The sequence below is a fragment of the Prevotella lacticifex genome (assembly GCF_019973375.1).
GTDB classification, from domain to species: domain Bacteria; phylum Bacteroidota; class Bacteroidia; order Bacteroidales; family Bacteroidaceae; genus Prevotella; species Prevotella lacticifex.
Map to the genome: position 1 here is coordinate 2,371,568 of NZ_BPTV01000001.1, position 19,859 is coordinate 2,391,426.

15 protein-coding genes are annotated in these 19,859 nt (G+C 51.4%); 12 read left to right on the forward strand and 3 right to left on the reverse strand.

Translation table 11 applies throughout. From position 1 onward, the window contains the following. Positions 1–119 precede the first annotated feature (119 nt). From sufB to LDN30_RS09350, 5 genes are all read left to right on the forward strand, one after another. Positions 120–1,571: a Fe-S cluster assembly protein SufB gene (sufB, locus tag LDN30_RS09330; protein WP_223929327.1), complete on the forward strand. Its 1,452-nt coding sequence runs from the start codon at positions 120–122 to the stop codon at positions 1,569–1,571. Positions 1,572–1,757: 186 nt separating this feature from the next. Next, positions 1,758–2,111, forward strand: a complete 354-nt coding sequence (locus tag LDN30_RS09335; RefSeq protein WP_223929328.1) for a hypothetical protein — start codon at positions 1,758–1,760, stop codon at positions 2,109–2,111. Positions 2,112–2,127: 16 nt separating this feature from the next. Continuing rightward, positions 2,128–2,892: a Fe-S cluster assembly ATPase SufC gene (sufC, locus tag LDN30_RS09340; RefSeq protein WP_223926379.1), complete on the forward strand. Its 765-nt coding sequence runs from the start codon at positions 2,128–2,130 to the stop codon at positions 2,890–2,892. A 234-nt stretch (positions 2,893–3,126) separates the two neighbouring features. Beyond that, entirely contained in the window at positions 3,127–4,470 is a 1,344-nt protein-coding gene (sufD, locus tag LDN30_RS09345) for a Fe-S cluster assembly protein SufD (RefSeq protein ID WP_223929447.1), read from the forward strand. A gap of 113 nt (positions 4,471–4,583) precedes the next feature. Further along, on the forward strand, positions 4,584–5,885 hold the full coding sequence (locus LDN30_RS09350) for an aminotransferase class V-fold PLP-dependent enzyme (RefSeq protein ID WP_223929448.1): 1,302 nt from the start codon (positions 4,584–4,586) through the stop codon (positions 5,883–5,885). Positions 5,886–6,074: 189 nt separating this feature from the next. On the opposite strand, the gene LDN30_RS09355 is transcribed toward LDN30_RS09350, so the two are convergent. Further along, on the reverse strand, positions 6,075–7,493 hold the full coding sequence (locus LDN30_RS09355) for a transposase (RefSeq protein WP_223929004.1): 1,419 nt from the start codon (positions 7,491–7,493) through the stop codon (positions 6,075–6,077). Positions 7,494–8,328: 835 nt separating this feature from the next. On the opposite strand from LDN30_RS09355, the gene bglX reads away from it, so the two are divergent. The 7 genes from bglX (at position 8,329) to LDN30_RS09390 (ending at position 16,918) form a co-directional block, all read left to right on the forward strand. Continuing rightward, on the forward strand, positions 8,329–10,599 hold the full coding sequence (gene bglX / locus LDN30_RS09360) for a beta-glucosidase BglX (protein WP_223929329.1): 2,271 nt from the start codon (positions 8,329–8,331) through the stop codon (positions 10,597–10,599). Between the two features lie 9 nt (positions 10,600–10,608). Next, the gene (gene rnhB / locus LDN30_RS09365) at positions 10,609–11,223 is read left to right on the forward strand and encodes a ribonuclease HII (protein WP_223929330.1); all 615 of its coding nucleotides are present in this window, start codon (positions 10,609–10,611) and stop codon (positions 11,221–11,223) included. A gap of 70 nt (positions 11,224–11,293) precedes the next feature. After that, entirely contained in the window at positions 11,294–11,965 is a 672-nt protein-coding gene (locus LDN30_RS09370) for an HAD family hydrolase (protein WP_223926382.1), read from the forward strand. Between the two features lie 662 nt (positions 11,966–12,627). Beyond that, positions 12,628–12,921 carry a hypothetical protein gene (locus LDN30_RS09375; protein ID WP_223929331.1) on the forward strand — a complete coding sequence of 98 codons (294 nt, stop codon included), beginning with the start codon at positions 12,628–12,630 and terminating at the stop codon, positions 12,919–12,921. A gap of 182 nt (positions 12,922–13,103) precedes the next feature. Beyond that, the gene (gene glf / locus LDN30_RS09380; protein ID WP_223929332.1) at positions 13,104–14,240 is read left to right on the forward strand and encodes a UDP-galactopyranose mutase; all 1,137 of its coding nucleotides are present in this window, start codon (positions 13,104–13,106) and stop codon (positions 14,238–14,240) included. A 132-nt stretch (positions 14,241–14,372) separates the two neighbouring features. Continuing rightward, a complete protein-coding gene (locus LDN30_RS09385) occupies positions 14,373–14,720 on the forward strand; it encodes a MerR family transcriptional regulator (RefSeq protein WP_223926385.1) in 348 nt (115 codons plus the stop codon). A gap of 983 nt (positions 14,721–15,703) precedes the next feature. After that, positions 15,704–16,918: an ISL3 family transposase gene (locus LDN30_RS09390; protein WP_223926253.1), complete on the forward strand. Its 1,215-nt coding sequence runs from the start codon at positions 15,704–15,706 to the stop codon at positions 16,916–16,918. Between the two features lie 288 nt (positions 16,919–17,206). Here the strand turns inward: LDN30_RS09390 and LDN30_RS09395 are convergent, their stop codons facing one another. Beyond that, positions 17,207–18,253 carry a DNA methyltransferase gene (locus LDN30_RS09395; protein WP_223929333.1) on the reverse strand — a complete coding sequence of 349 codons (1,047 nt, stop codon included), beginning with the start codon at positions 18,251–18,253 and terminating at the stop codon, positions 17,207–17,209. 164 nt (positions 18,254–18,417) lie between these two features. Then, positions 18,418–19,146, reverse strand: a complete 729-nt coding sequence (locus LDN30_RS09400; RefSeq protein WP_223926389.1) for a type II restriction enzyme NmeDI-related protein — start codon at positions 19,144–19,146, stop codon at positions 18,418–18,420. Between the last annotated feature and the right edge of the window lie 713 nt (positions 19,147–19,859).

Below are 19,859 nucleotides of genomic sequence, written 5' to 3' on the forward strand. Positions count from 1 at the left end.
ACAGTCCTCATGACAGAGGATAATATTAGTCACAAATGTTACGCCCAAGAATGTTTCTGAGTCAGAAAACTGCTTTGGCATAATATTTGTGACTTTTTTTAAAAAACAAATATAGTAATATGCAAGATAACAACAACAAGGATAATAAGTTTGTAAAGGAGGTGGTAGACCAGAAGTATGAGTATGGTTTCACCACCAACGTACAGACCGAGATCATCCCGAAAGGACTCAACGAGGATGTCGTGAGGCTTATCTCCAAGAAGAAGGGAGAGCCCGACTGGCTCCTCGACTTCCGTCTGAAAGCTTACCGCTACTGGAAGACTCTCCCCGTTCCCACATGGGGACACGTCCACGTTCCGCACATCGATTTCCAGGCAATATCCTACTATGCCGACCCTTTGGCTAAGAAACCGAAGAACAAAGAGATCGACCCGGAGCTGGAGAAGACTTTCGATAAGCTCGGCATTCCACTCGAGGAGCGGCTCGCTCTCAGCGGCACGGCTGTCGATGCGGTCATGGACTCGGTATCGGTGAAGACGACGTTCAAGAAGCAGTTGGCTGAGAAAGGCATTATCTTCTCCTCCATCGGTGAGGCCGTTAAGAACCACCCCGACCTTGTCCGCAAGTACCTCGGATCGGTAGTGCCCTACCGCGACAACTTCTCGGCAGCTCTGAACTCGGCAGTTTTCTCCGACGGTTCGTTTGTCTACATACCCAAGGGCGTTCGCTGTCCGATGGAACTCAGTTCCTATTTCCGCATCAACGCCGTCAATACCGGACAGTTCGAGCGCACGCTGATTGTCGCCGACGACGACTCTTATGTCAGCTACTTAGAGGGATGTACGGCTCCTATGCGCGACGAGAACCAGCTCCATGCCGCTGTCGTCGAGATTGTCGTCATGAATAACGCTGAGGTAAAATACTCCACGGTACAGAACTGGTATCCCGGCGACGAGCACGGAAAAGGCGGAGTGCTGAACCTTGTCACCAAACGTGGTGACCTGCGCGGAGTCAACTCTAAGTTGTCGTGGACACAGGTAGAGACCGGTTCGGCAATAACATGGAAATATCCGTCATGCGTTCTGCGTGGCGACAACTCCCAGGCGGAGTTCTATTCCGTTGCCGTGACAAATCACTATCAGGAGGCCGACACCGGCACGAAGATGATTCACATGGGCAAGAACACCAAGTCGACGATAATATCCAAGGGTATCTCGGCAGGCCACTCGCAGAATTCATACCGCGGACTCGTACGTGCAACGGAGAAAGCCGACAACGCCCGAAACTACAGCTCGTGCGACTCTCTGCTCCTCGGCTCTGATTGCGGTGCTCACACATTCCCATATCTCAACATCCACAACGACACAGCTGTCGTAGAGCACGAGGCTACAACATCGAAGATATCGGAGGATCAGCTCTTCTATTGCAACCAGCGGGGCATCCCGTCGGAGGATGCCGTAGGCCTGATTGTCAACGGCTATGCCAAGGACGTGCTGAACAAGCTGCCAATGGAGTTCGCCGTGGAGGCTCAGAAGCTGCTGTCGGTATCGTTGGAGGGAACCGTCGGATAAGCGTTCCGCACGAAAGGGCTTTCTCTAAAAGAGGAACCGAGACAGGGTTTCGGCCCGGACAAATCGTCTGAGGCTTACACTGCAAGGTGCCGTTTGACGACGGAAGGACAATCCGGAAGGACACTGTTTGAACGCCGTTTCACGGATATATTCTTAAAGTCGGAATCAAATCACAAGACAAAAGATATGGAATACCGGACGAAAATTATCAAATTATGTTTTGTAATCGCAGGATTGACAGCATCGAGCGTCAACGCCTGCGGTTGGGAGCCACAGCCTTGGAGGAAATATCTCATTAAGACGGAAGTCGAAAAGGACACCATCCCGCATCATTCCATCATGAGAATATTCCCCGACAGAGAACCCAAAATCGACAAACGGCATTTCCAGTGCGGTCCGTACTACGTCTACCAGCCGGGTATCTTCGATGCTGAGGACGAGCAACGCGAACGCATGAAGGTCATGAGAGGAGAGTACTCAACCGCGGATTTCATCTCCGACTTGATTACCGATGTTATAGATATTTTTACAACTAAATAACTTCAAAAGAAAAGATATGTTAGAGATAAAGAACCTGCACGCATCCATCGCAGGCAAAGAAATACTTAAAGGCATTGACCTCACGGTGAACGACGGCGAGATTCATGCCATCATGGGACCGAATGGTTCTGGTAAGTCAACCCTCAGTGCCGTCATCACCGGCAATCCCCTGTACACCGTCACCGAGGGAACGGCAACATTCAACGGCAAGGACCTGCTCGCCATGAAACCCGACGAGCGCGCCTGCGAGGGTATCTTCCTCAGCTTCCAGTATCCTGTTGAGATTCCGGGAGTCAGCATGACAAACTTCATGAAGGCCGCCGTCAATGCCAAACGCAAATACCAGGGACTGGAACCGCTGAAAGCTCCAGAGTTTATGAAACTTATGAAGGAGAAGCGGCAGTTGGTCGAACTCGACTCCAAGCTGACCCACCGCTCCGTCAACGAGGGATTCTCAGGCGGTGAGAAGAAGCGCAACGAGATCTTCCAGATGGCAATGCTCGACCCGCAGCTCTCCATCCTCGACGAGACCGACTCCGGCCTCGATGTCGATGCCATGCGCATTGTGGGTGAGGGAGTCAACAAGCTGTTCACTCCTAAGAAGTCAATCATCGTCATCACCCACTACGAGCGCCTGCTCGATATGATCAAACCAAGCATCGTACACGTCCTCTACAACGGCCGCATCGTCCGCACCGACGGTCCCGAGCTGGCCAAAGAGATTGAAAAGCGTGGCTACGACTGGATTAAGGAGGAAGCCGACAAGAAATATGGCAAGTAGTCGACAACTGACAAGTCATTGATTACGAGCCACAGCGTCATTGGTTACAAGCCGTAAAACTATTATCCAAGGGCCGCAAAGCTATCGTTTACGATCACCAAAGATATTGTTTACAGGCCACAGAATCAATGACAAAGCTTTCCACAATTCACGGCGGGTAACATGTCGGTCACGACAAACTTCCCGTTATATCTAAACTTGTTATGCCCAAGAGGCGTAGAAGAAAAGAATATGATGAACAGTGAACAACAATATATAACCCTATACAACGACAACGCGGAGCTCATCAAGAGCCACTCGGCTGACGTGCTGAACGCCGTTCGCGACGAGGCCTTTGAGAATTTCCGGCGGATGGGATTCCCAAGTAAGAAAGTCGAGCGCTATAAGTACACCGATATGGCCGCTCTCTTTGCCCCCGACTATGGTCTCAACCTCAACCGGTTGGACATTCCTGTCGACCCCTACGAGGCTTTCCGCTGCGATGTTCCCAATCTCAGCACATCGCTCTACTTCGTTGTCAACGACCAGTTCTACACTAAGGCTCTGCCGAAGGTCACTCCCGGCGACGGAATCATCGTCGACTCGTTAGCCCATGCGGCTGTCGAACATCACGACATCGTAGCGAAATACTATGCCAAAGCCGCAAAGATGAAGGACGATGCCATCACGGCCCTTAACACAATGCTGGCTCAGGACGGTCTCTTCGTCTACGTTCCCAAGAACACCCGCTGCGACCGTACCATTCAGGTGATAAACATTCTCCGCTCTGATGTCGACATGATGGTCAACCGCCGCGTGCTGATAGTCCTTGAGGAGGGTGCCGAGGCAAAATTCCTCTTCTGCGACCACAGTGCCGACGACCGCAACTTCCTCGCTACTCAGGTCATCGAGGCCTTCGTTGGCGACAACGCTAACCTCGAGCTCAACTGCCTTGAGGAGACCCATTACAAGAATGTGAGGGTATCGAACGTATATATCGACCAGCAGCGCGACAGCCGTGTCAACCACAATGTCATCACCCTGCACAACGGAACAACGCGCAATCAGCTCGACCTCGTGTTCAAAGGCGAGGGTGCCGAGTGCTCATGCAACGGCTGTGTTATCGCCGACAAGCAGCAGCACGTCGACAACAACACCCTCATCGACCATCAGGTGGGCCACTGCACGAGCAATGAGCTCTACAAGTATGTCCTTAACGATGCTTCTGTCGGTGCCTTCGCCGGAAAGATTCTCGTCCGCCACGGTGCCGAGAAGACGCTGTCGCAAGAGACCAATCAGAATCTCTGCGCCACCAAGCAAGCCAGGATGTTCACTCAGCCGATGTTGGAGATTTACGCCGACGATGTACAGTGCAACCACGGCTCCACCGTCGGACAGCTCAACGATGCTGCCCTCTTCTACATGCAGCAGCGCGGCGTAAGTGCCGAGGAAGCAAAACTGCTCCTTGAGTTTGCCTTTGTCAATGAGGTTATCGACAAGATGGAACTCGAGCCTCTCAGGGACCGGTTGCACCATCTTGTAGAGATGCGTTTCCGCGGAAAGCTGAACAAATGCGAGGGATGCAAGCTCTGCAAGTAGCAAGACCACATTAAGGACAGCCCATAATAATGAAAGGAGGACCATCAGTCCACATAACTGACAATAAACAATATCAGGAAATGAAGGAGAACAACAACATAAATGATAACGGCATGGGGGGTGCGGCATCGTCGGGAGCCCTCAATAACGGTCAGGAGGCCTACGATGTAGCGAGCATCCGCGCCGACTTCCCCATCCTCACCCACACCGTCTACGACAAGCCGTTAGTCTATCTCGACAATGCCGCCACAACGCAGAAGCCTCTGTGCGTGCTCGACGCCATGCGCAACGAATATCTCAACGCCAACGCCAATGTCCATCGCGGTGTCCACTGGCTCAGTCAGCAGGCCACCGACCTCCATGAGGCTGCCCGCGAGACGGTGCGCAAGTTCATCAATGCCAAGAGCACCAGCGAGATAGTCTTCACCCGCGGCACTACTGAAGGCCTCAATCTTGTGGCCTCAACTTTCAGCGACGAGTTCATGAAGACCGGCGACGAAGTGATTGTATCGACGATGGAGCACCACTCCAATATTGTTCCATGGCAGTTGCAGGCACGGAAGAAAGGCATCGTACTGAAAGTCATACCTATGACCGACGACGGAAAGCTCTGTCTCGACGAATACGAGAAGCTCTTCACCGACAAGACGAAAATTGTCAGCTGCACCCATGTGAGCAATGTTCTCGGAACCATCAATCCCGTTAAGGACATCATCCGCATCGCCCATGAGCATGGGGTTCCGGTGATGATCGACGGTGCCCAGAGCGTTCCCCACTTCCCCGTCGATGTCCAGGACCTCGATTGCGACTTCCTCGCTTTCTCCGGTCATAAGATGTACGGCCCCACAGGAGTCGGCATCCTCTATGGCAAGGAGGAATGGCTCGACCGTCTCCCGCCCTATCAAGGTGGTGGCGAGATGATTGAGCATGTAAGCTTCGACAAGACAACTTTCGAGAAACCGCCTTTGAAGTTTGAGGCCGGCACACCCGATTATATTGCCACCCACGGTCTGGCTACAGCCATCGACTACGTCAGCAGCATTGGCATGGCGAAGATTTTTGCCCACGAGCAGAATCTAACCCGCTACGCCTTGCAGCAGTTGCGTACCATCGACGGCATAAAAATCTATGGTCACGGCCCCGTTGCCGATGCCACGTCAGCCATCGACGCCGCCACGGCAGGATGCGGTGAGGCTGTCATCTCGTTCAATGTCGGCAATATCCATCATGCCGACCTCGGCACACTCCTCGACCGTCTCGGCATTGCCGTCCGCACGGGTCACCACTGTGCGCAGCCGCTCATGGACCGCCTCGGCGTGCTCGGCACCGTGCGTGCTTCCTTTGCCATGTATAATACAAAGGAAGAAATCGATGCCCTCGTCGAAGGCATCCGCCGGGTAGCCAAGATGTTTTAGTCGTCGCCGGTGCCTCATCGCAGCCATCGCCGATGACTACGATGCACTGGTGCAATCGATAATCAACTCCAAGCGAGAGGGCATGTTCCAATATCCGGGACATGCCTTTTTGCGTTTACGCGGCCTTTATGGTCGTTCGTCCGGTCACAAGACCGAATCTATTCATTAAAGAAACCTCCATTTGAGACACTATACACCAAGCATAGCAACTAGCTCTTCTATATATTTAAGCATGGTTGCCGTACCCCATTTACCACCATCTTTGGTTCTCACCTTCTTGTATTTTGAAAGGTATCTGAATATAGCCTTGTAAGAATATTTCTTGCTTAGCCCCAGCTTGACAAACTCATTTTTAACCCTTGTCGTTATGACGACGGAGAGAAAATTAATCAGTTCGGTGGCATATACGCTGTAGTCGGAATGCACGTTTACCGTGTCACGGTCAACGATATTCTTGTATAGCCAGAACAGAGTCTCCACAGACCATCGCTGGGAATAGGCTAAATAGACGGTTAATGGGTCAAGGTCAGCTTTTGACTTGAAGACAATCAGACCGAATAAACCTTTCCTCTCGACATAGCTTTCTGCCTTGAAGTTATCTTTCTTGTTGGCATTCTGCACATATCCAATCTCCTGTTCGGAGGCTGCCTTCGGGTCGCGGAAAGAGTAGAGGAACTTGCCGTTTGACATTTTTTGCTTTTTGTATAGAATCGTTCCGTCCTTATAGTCTTTCAATGGCATTGTCGGCTCATCCATCTTGTAATTCTTTATGAACGCCGAATTCTGCTTCAACGGTATCAGGTATGCCAGTCCTTCCATCTTGTCGACTTTCTCAAAAAGCTTGTCGTTGTAGAAACCCTTGTCGAATACCATCAGACCATTCTTAATCTCATACTCCGCTACAAAGTCGTCTATCGCCGTCTGATCCAGCATGTTGCCTGCGTAAGGCTTTGCCGCTATGGGCTCACGCGTCAATGGGTTGAAAGCATACAGCAAGCTGATATCTTTGGAGCCTTTCTTCGCTCCCTTGCGCGAGAACTCCGACAGACTCCCCGTCTTGGCATTGTAGTCCTTGAGCATGCCATCGATAACCATGTCACCGCCGGTAAAGGTGTTCACCCTATTGCGCATGAACTCACAGATAAGGGAGTACGCCTTGCCTATCTTCACAAGAAACCCGGACACTGCCGTCTCAGACAAATGCACTCCCGGATACATCTCTGATGCAAATGAGCAGAGGTACTGTATCTGCAAGTCACGGTTCATGATGCCTCCATATGAAGCACGGAGCAAGGCAATGACATAGAGGCGCTTTGCATCGTCGAGATTCCAAACCTTGGCGAGTTCTTGAAGAAGTCCACTGCCGTACTTGTCACAGAGAGCCACCTCTCCATAATCTTTAATATCCACTTGATTTTTCTTGCGCATATATGAGCCCTCGACAAACTTGCCGTTTACAATTTCTCCTACCGTTCCTTGGTCTACGGGGATAGGCTTCCCGTTAATTCTTTTGCTCGTCCTTTTTATGACGACAAAACGACTGCCTCTCTGTCGGACTATCGTACTTTTGGGGCGGGCGACTGACTTTATCTCTTCTGGAATAGCCATAAATATGTATAGTATCTATATAATTAAAAGAACTATACAAAGGTACAAATAAATGGCCATATCTGCAAGAAATTACCAATAATATTGGCAAAAATAATTATGCAGAGACTAAAACAAGGGGAAGTTTAAACGGGCTTTCTACGAAAGAAAGCCCTTGCTAAGCCAGAAACGGCAAAGCAAGGGCCAAATTGTATAGTGTCTCAAATGGAGGTTTCTTTAATTCATTTTGGAGACAGCCTCTAACCCAGGTTATCCGCACCACCGCGAATATATAATAATGTGGCCATTCGCTTGCCAAAAGGCAGATAAAGATATTCGGTCTGGCGACCGACCGGACGGCCACAAAGACCGCCCCGCAAAGGGATCATTAACGCACGTCCGTTGCCCAATAAATCTGCGCAACCTGCGGGACAAAAGGCCTCTCTCGCTGATATTCTAATGAATCTGCGTGAGATTATCCCACCTTTGTTCAATGACTCGCCATTTAGGTTGAATGTTATTTCGGGTGCAAAGGTACAACATATTTTTCCCGATTCCAAATTTTCATAGGGTAGAAAGGGGTATAGTTCGAGGGGTAGAAAGGGGTATAGGACAGAGAAAATAGTTTTTTTTGCGTATTAAATGAGACTCTCGCGAGCGATGGACGGAATTGAATCAGTGTTACGACAAGATTAACCTCCGGCTACGACAGCCAAGGCAAGCGCAAGGCCATATTTTACATTAGTTTTAAAGCAACATTGAACACGGAGTAAAATAATTTTTTGTACCTTTGCAAAATAAAGTGAGACGCGAAGTCCACAGCAACCCAACTTATTATCAACATTACTTTACCAGAATGATTAAAAAACTATTTTTTACCCTTGCCCTATTGACGATGACGGTATCATTGTCGGCCCAGAAGACCGATATGAACCAGTTCATCGACAACCTTATGTCACGAATGACCCTCGACGAAAAAATAGGACAGCTCACCCTCCTTCCCGGTGGCGACGTCACCACCGGACAGCTCATGAACTCCCCTCTCGCAGAACGGGCCCAGCAGGGTCGTCTCGGAGCCGTCCTCAACTTCAAGGGAGCCGACAAGATCAAGGCCTTACAGCAGATTGCCGTCAAGAAGAGCCGTCTTGGCATTCCTCTCCTCATCGGCCTTGATGTCATCCACGGCTACGAGACCGTCCTCCCCATACCCCTTGCTCAGGCTTGCTCGTGGGACACCGCCGCCGTGGAGGCCGGTGCCGCCTTAGCTGCCCGTGAGGCCTCTGCCGACGGTATCAACTGGGTTTATAGTCCAATGGTCGATGTTGCCCACGAGCCCCGCTGGGGACGTATCGCCGAAGGCTACGGCGAGGACCCTTTCCTCTCCGGGCTGATGGGTGCTGCCGCCGTCCGCGGCTATCAGGGTCGCCACAACGAATATGGCAAGGACCACGTCATGGCCTGTCTGAAGCACTATGCCCTGTACAGTGCCACCGAGGCCGGCAAGGACTACAGCTGTGTTGACATGAGCCGACTGCGCATGTACAACCAGTATTTTCCCTCATATAAAACCGTGGTCGAAGCCGGCGTGGGCAGTGTGATGTCGTCGTTCAACATCGTCGACGGCATTCCCGCCACAGCCAATAAATGGCTTATGACCGACGTTCTGCGCAACCAGTGGCATTTCGATGGATTCACCGTCACCGATTATGCATCTATCAACGAGATGACCCCGTTGGGCTACAGCAAGGGTGCCACCTCCGCCGTCCGTGCCCTGAAGGCCGGTACCGATATGGATATGTGCGCCCTGGCCTTCGACCGCTACATCAAGAGTGCCCTCGACGATGGGTCCCTGACGATGGCCGATGTCGACAAGGCCGTTCGACGCGTCCTCGAGGCCAAATATAAACTTGGGCTCTTCGACGACCCCTATCACTATTGCAACCCCAAGCAGACAGAAAAGAGCATCTACACCCCGACAAACAGAAAGCTCGCACGCGACATTGCCGCTGAGACCTTTGTCCTCCTGAAGAACGACAACAACGTCCTGCCGCTGAAAAAACAAGGCACCATCGCCCTCATCGGCCCTCTCGCCGACGACCGCAGCAACCTCGTAGGCTGCTGGTCGACAGGCGATAAGCCCGCTAAATACACTACCATCAAGGAGGCCATGCAGAAATACCTCGGCAGCAGTGCCAAGGTCGTCTACGCCCAGGGCTGCAATATCTATTCCGACTCCCTCCGCCAGCGTGCCGTCGAGTTCGGCCGTCCACTCCCATGGGGCGACACCGCGAAGATGCTCCGTGAGGCCGTCGACGCCGCCAAGGGTGCCGATGTCGTCGTGGCCTGTCTCGGTGAGATGGCCGAGATGTCGGGCGAGAGTTCCACCCGCACTGACCTCACCCTCCCCGACGTGCAGAAGAACCTCCTCAAAGCCCTCCTCAATACCGGCAAACCCGTGGTACTGCTCAACTTCGCCGGTCGTCCGACAGTGCTCACATGGGAGAGCAGCCACGTTCCTGCCATCATGAACGTATGGTTTGCGGGCAGCGAGACCGGCGATGCACTCTGCGACGTGCTCTTCGGCGATAAGGTCCCGACGGGAAAACTCGTCAATACCATGCCGCGATCCATGGGCCAGCTACCGATATTCTACAATCATATCAGTTCCAGTCGGCCCGTCGCCGACGGCAACAAGGTATTCCGGAAATACCAGAGCAACTACATTGACGAGACCACCGGTCCTCTTTACCCCTTCGGCTACGGACTGAGCTACACTACCTATAAATACGGCGATGTGGTCCTGTCGGCACCGTCGATGACCAAGGACGGCAAGATAACGGCCTCCGTTACCGTCACGAACACCGGCGACCGCGACGGCGACGAGATTGTGGAGATGTACATCCACGACCGCTTCTCGTCTATCGTCCGCCCTGTCAAGGAGTTAAAAGGCTTCCGCCGCATCCATCTCGCCAAGGGTGCTACCGCCACGGTGACCTTCGACATCGACGCCACGACACTGAGCTATCTCGACGCCGAGGGCCGTCCGTTCCTCGAGCCCGGCGACTTCGAGATAATGATCGGTCCCAACAGCCGCGACGTGAAGAAAGCCGTACTGAACGTAAAATAAGCAAAAAGAATGCTCTCAAGCCACTATTATAACGACTACGCCATCGAGGCCGGCTGCGACGAGGCCGGCCGGGGCTGCCTTGCCGGCAGCGTCTTTGCCGCCGCCGTCATCTTCCCCGCCGACTACCACAACGCCGATCTCAACGACTCCAAGCAGCTGTCGGCAAGGCGGCGCTACGCCCTCCGCGAGGTCATCGAGCGCGATGCCACCGCATGGGCCGTGGGCATCGTCACCCCCGAGGAGATAGACCACATAAACATCCTCAACGCCTCCATCCTCGCCATGCACAGGGCCCTCGACAAGCTCGCCGTGCGACCGCAGGCCGTCATCGTCGACGGAAACAGGTTCAAACCCTACGGCACCCTGCCCTACACCACCATCGTCAAAGGCGACGGCAAATATCTGTCCATCGCCGCCGCGTCGATACTCGCCAAGACTTTCCGCGACGACTATATGGACGAACTCGACCAGAAGTATCCGCAGTACGACTGGAAGTCGAACAAGGGCTACCCCACACGCAAGCACCGCGAGGCCATAAGCCGCTACGGCACAACGCCTTACCACCGTATGAGCTTCAACCTCCTCGGGGGCACCGGCGAGCTCAATCTCGACTTCAAGGAATAGTGGCCGAGAGCCTGGCGCAACGACATCGGCGGGGAGGCAGGACTGCTGAAAATACTTAACAATAACGACTATGATTCGAAATATAATATTCGACTATGGCAGCGTACTCATCAGGACCGACTGCCGCCGCGTCTACGCACCGCTCTTCGGTTCCTGGGAGAAAGCCGACTGGTTCCGCACGAACATCGTTGAGCCGGAATGGATAGAGCGTCTCGACCGCGGCGACGACTACGGCGAGTGCATAGCGGCGCAGCAGGCCAAATATCCCGACTATGCCGGGGCTATCGCCCTCTACGACAGCCGCTTCACCGATTTCCTCGTCGGTGAGATGCCGGGCATGTACCGGTTGCTGTCGCAGTTGCGTGCCGAGGGCTACCACCTCTACGGTCTCTCCAACTACAGCCATAAGATTTACGACATCCAGGCCACAGCGTCCATCTTCAGGTTAATCGAGGGTCAGGTAATATCGTCCGACGTTCATATCACAAAGCCCAGCAGCCTCATCTACAAGCACTTGCTGGACCGTTACGATTTGAAGGCCGACGAATGTCTGTTCATCGACGACCGTAAGGTAAACACCGATGCCGCCGAGGCCGTGGGCATCCGTGCGATGGTCTTCCCCGATATCCCCTTCACCCGCCGCCAGATTCTCGACGGTGTTAGCAAGGAGTATAGCGATGCTACAGCCCCCACCCCCCTCGCCGAGTTCGAAAAGAGGCTGTGGGAGGTACTGAGGGAATAAGCCCATCGCCAATTGCAAAGGCAGCAAGGGAATGATACAGAGACCGTTGCGGCACGCTTCCGACGGCACAAAAAACTGATGCGGCATATATCCGCGGGCACAAAAAAATGGTGCTGCACACATCCGCCGTAGGGGCGGGGTTTATCCCCGTCCTACTGCCAAGGTGTCGATTTCAATCTGCATACAGGTGGGACACATGGGCGCTAACCACTGATACAGAGACCTTTACGGCACACATCCGTCGGCACAAGCAACTAATGCGGCACACAACCGACGGGCGGGGTTTATCCCCGTCCTTCAGCCAAGGTGGTGATTTCCCGCTGCCGCAGAAAAGCCCCGACGGGGCTTAATTCTTAAAAACCCCAGACTAAGGGAGCGCAGCGACCGCAGTCTGGGGTAGAAGAAAAGCGCAAGATATACACTACCAGCCTCGAAGAGGTTGAATAGCGGTACGCGCATAAAATCTGCACTTCCGCGCACGTCGTGCTCTTCGTGCAGAAACAATGCCATTGGCGGAATCTTTGCGTTCTCTGCGGCTTGGCGAGATATTTCCATCGTGATCGTAGGATGGGGATAAACCCCACCTCTACATGGTATTGAACGTGGCACGATGCCACGATTATGCCACCCCACTAACGTAAAACTCACAAAACCAGATAATTATGGCCCAAAGAAAGAAATACCGCTGCGCACAATGCGGATACGAGGCCTACGACTATGAGGGCCGCGGGTTCATGGGACAGCGCATCGAAAGCGTGAGCTGTCCCGACTGCAAGACCATCCAACCACTCGTCGTGGGAGGAATCATCGGCGACTCGGCACCATCGTTCAGCTCACTCGCCGGGCGACTCTGCCTCAACTGCGGTAGCGACCGCATACGGCCATGGGACCACCACACATGCCCTAAATGCGGGGGACAGATGGAGTTCACCGGCGACAGCGACTTCTGGACATAACATCCCTGTCAATCAAAGCACTATGACAATCAGAAGCTATGAGTAAGCAAACGCCCCTGACAGTCACAGCATTACAATGAGCAAGGACAAAGTAGCCATATAACAGCGGACAGAAACAAACAAAGCTTGACATCACTGACAGTCAAGACATTACAACGAATAACCATCAAACAGAATACACAATGAAAGAATACGACTATCTCATCGTCGGATCGGGACTCTTCGGAGCGACCTTCGCCTACATGGCACGGAGAGCCGGAAAGAAATGCCTTGTCATCGACAAGCGCGAACATCTCGGCGGCAATGTCTACTGCGAGAATATCGACGGCATAAACGTCCATAAATATGGTGCCCACATCTTCCACACCTCAAACAAGGCTACATGGGACTTCGTCAACTCGCTCGTCGAGTTCAACCGCTACACCAATTCACCGGTAGCCAACTACCGCGGACAGCTCTACAACCTCCCGTTCAATATGAACACCTTCTATCAGATGTGGGGCGTGAAGACTCCCGCCGAGGCCCGCGCCACCATCGACGAGCAGCGCCGTGAGGCAGTGGCGAAGATGAAGGCCGAAGGCATCAGCGAGCCCCGCAACCTCGAGGAACAGGCCCTGACACTCATCGGCCGCGACATCTACGAGCGGCTCATCAAGGGCTACACCGAGAAACAGTGGGGACGCAGCTGCACCGACCTCCCGCCGTTCATCATCAAACGGCTGCCAGTGCGCCTCGTCTTCGACAACAACTACTTCAACGACAAGTACCAAGGAATACCCATCGGAGGATATAACGTCCTCATCAGCAAACTGTTGGAGGGTATACCCACACGTACCGGCATCGACTTCTTCAGCGACCGCGAACAGTTGGAGGCCATCGCCGGAAAGGTCGTCTACTGCGGACAGATTGACGAATACTTCGATTACCGTCTCGGACATCTGAACTTCAGGACGGTACGCTTCGAGACCGAAGCCCTCGACACGCCGAACTACCAGGGCAACGCCGTCGTCAACTACACCGAGCGCGAGGTGCCCTACACGCGTATCATCGAGCATAAGCACTTCGAGATGTTCGGGCAGGCCGTCTACGACAATCCCAAGACGGTCATCAGCCGCGAGTACAGCACCGAATGGAAGGAGGGTATGGAGCCCTACTACCCTGTCAACGACGACCGCAACAACCGCCTCGCCGACGAATACCGCGCCCTCGCGGCCGTCGAGCGTAACGTCATCTTCGGCGGACGCCTCGCCGAATACAAGTATTACGATATGGCACCGACGATAGAGAGTGCCATACGGGCCTTCAACGCTGAGAAATAAAAAAAATCCCAAAGATTTGCAATATAAATAATTATTACTATCTTTGCAGAAACTTACGACACCTCTGCCGGAAAACCAAATAAGGCAGAGGTCGCCTCTTGCGGCAAAAGTCAACAAAAAGAAGCAACAGTTATGGCATTGAACTCAAATAAACCCACGAAACTGTACTACACCATCAAGGAGGTAGCACAGATGATGAATGTCTCGGAGAGTCTCCTGCGCTACTGGGAGTCGGAGTTTCCGCACCTGCGCCCGAAGACCACCGGCAACCGCGTACGTCAGTACACCCAGAAGGACATCGACCAGATAAAGGTCATCTACAACCTCGTAAAGGTTCGCGGTTTCAAGATTGCCGCTGCCCGCAAGATGCTCCAGGTCAACCGTGCCGGTGCCGACAAGAGCCAGCAGGTCATCGACAGCCTCACCGAAGTGCGCGACGAGCTCAAGGAACTCAAGAAGCACCTCGACGGACTGGTGTAGTCGGATGTACGGAAACGTAAAATAATTTCAAATCGCAACAAAACGAAAATCATCTTCGTAACGCATTGACATTCAGGCAGTTTACAATTCGGTCTGTTTGGCGTTGCAAAACGGTCCATTTCACAACGCAAAAGGGTAGGTTTCAGCGCGCGAAACCTACCCTTTTGCATTGCCATTTGGCCCATATAGGAATAGTGTAAAGATAATTCAAAAGATTCCGTACCACCATTATGCTGCACAGTTTCATCATTGTGCAGCACCGTGCGGTTGCACATTATACTGCGACTACGACCGCAAACAAATCGTGAAATTCGTACTATTCGTGCAGAAACAATGCCTTGGCGGAATCTTCGCGGTCTTTGCGGCTTGGCGAGGACATACCTTTGGTTATTCTCTGCCACTGAAAGCCCCGAGGGGGCTTAATTCTCAATAACCCCAGACTAAGGGAGCGCAGCGACCACAGTCTGGGGTAGGACACAGGCGCAAGATATCCACGACCAGCCTCGGAGAGGTTGAATAGCGGAACGCGCAGGAACACATGCGCTTTTGCGCACTCCGTGCTATTGTGCGTCTTCGAGGCACTGAATGTATGGCTATCGGCATGTTCCCCAGACTGCGCTCGTTATCACTCGCTTAGTCTGGGATTATTGATGATTCAGCCCCGTTGGGGCTGGTAGTGGCAAAGGGCAAATCTTTCGTGGCCGTAGGATGGCTCCCCCTACATTGGATTGGCGTGGCACCATGCCGCAATTGTGTAGCTCCGTGCCTTAATTATGCTGCATAGTGCGGTTGCAGGGGCGGATAGGCAGGGTTAGTGGCCGTCCGCTTGCCTCGAAGAGGCAAATAAATACAAAAATTCGGTCTTTCAGACCGAATCTCTTTATTTTGGTTCATCCGACAAATCGTGTGATAAAGTGTGGATGATGTAAAGAAAATAGCTGGAAATCCATTACCTTTGTAAGTGATTAAAAAAAACAAGACAAATGGACACCAGCTATATCTATTATGCATACGGAATCAGGGACTTCGAATGCACTAAGACTGAGTACAAAGGTAATACTATTATTCATCATATCCAAAAAAGAGATGTAAAAACTCGATGTGAATGTTGCCATAGTCACGTTGTCGTACGCAACGGGTTCAAGATTCGTAAAATCCGCAGTGTCAACATTGGTACCAAGCAATCAATCTTACATGTAAAGGTGCGTCGTCTAAAGTGTAAGACATGTGGTGCTGATGTCTATGAGGATCTTCATTTCGTTACCGGCAAGCAGCGCTATACACATCGTTTGGCAAGGCTCGTGATAGAACTGCTTCATAGAATGACGATAAAAGATGTAGCCCACTATCTCGGTCTGAGTTGGGATACGGTGAAGGATATCCACAAGAACTATCTCAATCATAAGTTTTCTCATATAGATATCAAGGATGTCAAGCACATTGGTATTGATGAGTTCGCTTTGAGGAAGGGACACGTCTATCTGACTATTGTGGTCGACATGTTGAGTGGTGCCATTATACATGTCGGAGATGGCAAAGGAATCGATTCTTTGAAGAAGTTCTGGCCCAAATTGAAGAGAAGCGGCGCGAAGATAGAGTCCGTGTCTTCAGACATGTCCGCTGCGTTCATCTCTGCGATTAAGAAAAACCTACCTGATGCCATTCACGTTTTCGATCACTTCCATGTGCAGAAACTGGCAGGCGAAGCCTTGGACAAAGTCAGAAGAGAGGTCTATAATCAAGAGAAGGACTTAGAAAAAAGAAAAGTCATAAAGGGAACGCGCTGGCTGTTGTTGCGCCATGATAAGGATATTTTTACAGAGGATGAAAAGAAGAGATTGGATAACGTAATCAAGATGAACGAACCTCTGAGCAAAGCCTACATTCTCAATGAATACTTGCAAGAAGTATGGAAGCAGGACTCATATAAAGAAGGAGAAGCTGTGCTGGATGACTGGATAAAACAGGCTCGGGAATCAAAAGTTCCCACCCTTGAAAAGCTGGGTAATTCCATCGCCGCTTACAGAACTGGAATCCTGGCTTATTACAAATGTAGGACAAGCAATGCAAAAGTAGAAGGGATCAACAATAAAATAAAAGTCTTGAAGAGAAACGCCTATGGCTACCGGGACATTGACTATTTTAAGTTAAGACTTTTCAATTTGCATAATGACAAAATCACACGATTTGTCGGATGAACCTTTATTTTCAGACAGACCCCAACCTACCCTCACAACGTAAACGAACGCATACAACACCTTGATGTTCAACATGTTGCTGCATTCAGCCACAGTAGGGGTGGGGTTTATCCCCACCCTAACAGCTGCGGGGTATTTACCTTAATTCTCGGCCGTCGCTACGGGGAAATCACCTTAATTCTCGTCCGTCGCTGGGAGGATGGGGATAAACCCCACCCCTACTGTGGATGCGTGCAACTCGTTAGCTATCAGCGGATTGCCAACGTGATTCCTTTGCTCGGGCGGGTCTCACCTCTCTTCCAGCCACGGTATCTTGCCATAATCCTGCTGTGGCTCAGCGGCGAAGAGGTCATCGGGGGGAAGGATACTGCCACTCTTCGCCAGCCGACGGAGGTAATCGGTGCGGACATCAGCGTTCTCTATCTCCTCACGTCTCGCCCTACTCATAGCTAAATACTCCTCCTCGATCTCGAGGCCGAGGAACTTCCGTCCCAACAGGTTCGCAGCTATCCCTGTGGTACTGCTGCCGCTGAAGGGGTCGAGGACCCATGCACCGGGCTTCGTGCTCGCCTCAATGATGCGCGCCAACAGCCCTAACGGTTTCTGTGTTGGGTGCTTACCGCACGATTTCTCCCATCGCGCGATGGCTGGCAGATGCCACACATCCGTCATCTGCTTGTCGCCGTTGAGCCGCTTCATCAGATCATAGTTGAAGTAGTGCGGCACCTTTGCCGACTTCCGAGCCCAGATAATAAACTCCGTACTGTAGGTGAAATAACGGCACGAGATATTTGGCGGCGGATTCGTCTTCGCCCACGTCACCACATTCAGAATCTTAAACCCGAGACGGACAAGCTGCTGCTGGACACTGAAGATATTATGATACGTACCCGAAATCCATATCGTCGCATTGTCCTTCATGTGACTCCGCACCGATGTCAGCCACCGCAGGTTGAAAGCGTCCATCTCCTGCGGTGTCTTAGGCTTGTCCCACTCACCCTTGTTGACGCACACCACCCTACCGCTCTGACAGCTGATGCCACCGGAGGACAGAAAATACGGTGGGTCGGCAAACACCATGTCGAACCCAAAAGAGAACTTCGACAACGTGGCATTGCAGTCGCCCTGAATGAGGGTGAAGTCGTTGGAGGGGGATTTATAGTAAGGCTGACTCCTGTCAACAGCTATCTCCGTCGAAACATAATCGTCAGCCGAGAGAATTATACCGCTGTTAAGATACAACCGATTGACGGCCGATTCAGCATCCTTCGGTGAATCGGCCTCTACCTGCAAGGTCCTTGCAAGCGTTTCGTTGATCGTAACATTGTACTTCATTCGGCTTGTACAAAGTTACGATCAATTTATTTGCTACGGTCAATAAGATCATTAGTTAACTTTATTGATCAAAAATGATCAATCACAAAGACGCATAACTATCTCTATATTAGACTCTGACCTAATTTAGCTCACTACGAATAAGTTAAAAAATGATCTTTATTTTAAATCATATCCGTCTTAGTCTGTAAGCGACACATCATCTCATATTCCTCACAAATAGTCTCGTAGCTACTGAATTTTATTCTGTCTTTCATATCCTTGAAGGCCGACCGATTCATCACTTTGAGGAATTGCTCCTTACGGTTCTGAGGCGCGACGATATAGAATCGGCTGTAGAAATCGCTCAGGTCACAGAATTTGGCCACCGAATTTTGTATGTCTGTAGTATGCTCAACCTCGAAGAAGCTGTTTGGCATCTTACGTTCATTAAACCATATCACATCAACCGTTCGTGCGCGATTGGTGAGCTCATCGTATGAAAAGTTCGGTAGAATGACAGAAGAACAGATATCTGCCAATGGTTTGTCAAGAAACTTTCGATGCTGGTCCTGCGCTGGCACATAGGTGGAGTAATGCTTCATATTGCCAATCTGGATGATAAGCCCCTGGTAGTAACCATGGGTGAAAATCGAGTCATCGGTATTATCCTTTGATACGATATCGAACTTATCCAATACTTCGTTACGGCATTCCTCCAAAGCCCACAGACCCGGTTGGATTCTGAAGATGTCAGCAGAATTCTGAACTATACGTCTTATTGACTCGTTCGGAGTCTTCGTTTTCCACGATGAAGTATCAACAAGATGATAAAGTTCACCAAGTGTAGCGTACCCTCCGTGTTTTCGAAGGGTATCAATGACTTGCATCGTCTGTGTATATTTCTGAGTCATAATGATTTACGAATCCTTTAAGTTAATAATCCGTTTCCCCGGTTATCGGAGCAGGATAATCTTTTGAGCATCACACCTTTCGATGACCGCAGTCCCGGCAGCTCACTCCATGCGATAACAAGTTCTCGTTTCCGGTACTGCAAAAATACATATTTTTTACGTTACAAGCACTACCAATCTTAGAAAAATATCCATTAGTTCAATCTGATGAGTCCTCAGCACCCATAAATCAAACGTCATCACAAGGTATTTTGACCTGATACACAGACACTTGTGGTACGCATCCGCCGGCAGGGTTTACCCCCCCCTGCATTTGCCATGGGTTTCGTCCGTGGCAATAGGATGGGGATAAACCCCACCCCTACATTGGATTGGCGTGGCACCATGCCGCCCCTGCAACAGCACTGTGCCGCACATAATCTGAACACAACGTAAATAAATCGTGAAATTCGTGCTATTCGTGCAGAAACAATGCCTTGGCGGAATCTTCGCGGTCTTTGCGGCTTAGCGAGGTCATATCTTTGGTTATTCTCTGCCACTGAAAGCCCCGACGGGGCTTAATTCTCAATAACCCCAGACTAAGGGAGCGCAGCGACCGCAGTCTGGGGTAGGACACAGGCGCAAGATATCCACGACCAGCCTCGGAGAGGTTGAATAGCGGAACGCGCAGGAACATATGCGCTTTTGCGCACTCCATGCTATTGTGCGTATTC